The organism is Micrococcus sp. KRD026, from assembly GCF_017168445.1.
Classification (GTDB): Bacteria; Actinomycetota; Actinomycetes; order Actinomycetales; family Micrococcaceae; genus Micrococcus; species Micrococcus luteus.
On the sequence record NZ_JABFBA010000042.1, the window covers coordinates 1 to 1,669 of the forward strand.

Consider the following 1,669-nt stretch of genomic DNA (forward strand, 5'->3'; position numbering starts at 1 on the left):
ATCCCGATCCGTCGAAGAAGTGGGATCTCGTCTCATCCCTCTATGCGATGGTCGGGCTGGTGGGCACCGTGCTCGTCATCAAGGAACTGGCCCATATTCCACAGAACTGGGTTCTGATCGCAGGGGCGCTGGCGTCAGCAGTCATCGGGTTCGTCCTCTTCGTGCGACGCCAGGGCCGATTGGAAGAACCACTCATCGAGTTCTCCATCTTCCGCAACCGCGCCTTCGCTGGCGGCTCTCTGGCAGCCTTCTTCGCGATGTTCACCATCGCTGGCGCCCAGCTCGCGACCACACAGCGCTTCCAGCTCGTCGAGGGCTTCACCCCCCTGCAAGCAGGCCTGCTAGTCGCAGCCACCGCGCTTGGCGCCCTGCCCTCAGGTGTCCTAGGGGCCGCGATCCTGCACATCGTGGGCCTGCGGATCATTATCTCCGGCAGCCTCGCCATCGCCGCCCTAGGACTAGCTCTCGCCGTGCTGGCCTCTGCGAACGGATCACTACCCCTGCTGGTCGTCAGCTTCATCGTGACCGGCTTCGGCCTGGGCGGCACCTTCGCCGTCGCTTCCGCCGCCATTATGGGCAACGCGCCTCCGCGAAAGGCCGGCATGGCGGCCTCGATCGAAGAAGTCTCCTATGAGATGGGCTCCCTCTCGGCTGTAGCACTCCTCGGGAGCCTCCTGACCTTCGTCTACGCCACAGTCGTCCGACTCCCGGATGGCACTCCCGCCGCAGCGGGGGAGAGCATTGCCGATGCCCTCGGGATCGCCGACGGAGATCTCGACGTGATCGCAGCCGCCACCTCCGCCTACGACACGGCCTATTTGGTCACGATGATCGTCCTCGCTGTCATGCTGGCTAGTGGAGCCGCTCTGACCAATCGGCTGCTCCGCGCTTACGGGCGCGGCAGCGAGGCAATGGAGTACGCCGAAAACCACTGAACCAATCGGAGGGGCGCATGATGGTGCGTGAGAGCAAGAAGACCATGATCCTCGACGCCGCGATCCAAGTGATCGAGGAAGACGGGATCACAGCAGTCACGTTTGACTCTGTCGCGGCCGCTGCAGGGATCACCAGGGCCGGGATCATCTACCACTTCCCGTCACGAGACGACTTGATCGCTGCGATCCACCAGAGACTCGCTGATCGCTGGGAGCGGCAGTTAGAGATCGCCTGTGGAAAGCCGACCGCTGAGGCAACGCCGATGGAGCGCCTGACCGCCTACATACTCACTTGTTCGACAGCCGCCTCCCGCGCCGAGTTCCAGATGATTCTCGACAGCCAGCACACCCAGCACAAGGCGATCTGGGAAGACCTCATCGACCGATGGACCGGACGTAGCGAACGAGACGAAGCTGAGCGCGACCAGATGACCTCGCTCGCCCTGCTCGCTGCTGACGGGCTCTGGGTCAACGACCTGATCGGAAGCAGGCCCATCTCACAGGACCACCGGAGTGAAACCGCAAAGCAGATCATCGCGCTACTCCAGAATGACGTCCATGAATCCGAGGCCAAGCCCAACGGGTAAGCGAGCCAGCGCGCGGTTGGAGAAGGCCGGATCGACGAATCCGTCGAGCGCGATGATGGGCAACCCTGTCAAGCAAGATCGCACCCTGGCACCTCTGTCCAGCAGCACCCAACTGGCTCTGACACATGCGCCTAGTGGGTATACCCG

2 protein-coding genes are annotated in these 1,669 nt (G+C 63.0%); both read left to right on the plus strand.

All coding sequences use genetic code 11. The features are described from left to right. The coding region (locus tag J1M40_RS11820) for an MFS transporter (RefSeq protein ID WP_206450815.1) at positions 1 to 935 on the plus strand (935 nt) is incomplete at its 5' end. Positions 936 to 952: 17 nt separating this feature from the next. Then, positions 953 to 1,522 carry a TetR/AcrR family transcriptional regulator gene (locus J1M40_RS11825; RefSeq protein WP_060973480.1) on the plus strand — a complete coding sequence of 190 codons (570 nt, stop codon included), beginning with the start codon at positions 953 to 955 and terminating at the stop codon, positions 1,520 to 1,522. The last annotated feature ends 147 nt before the right edge of the window (positions 1,523 to 1,669 follow it).

Excerpts from the sequence above, each read along its gene's own strand:
- J1M40_RS11825 (WP_060973480.1), top strand. The coding sequence starts at position 953 with ATGATGGTGCGTGAGAGCAAGAAGACCATGATCCTCGACGCCGCGATC.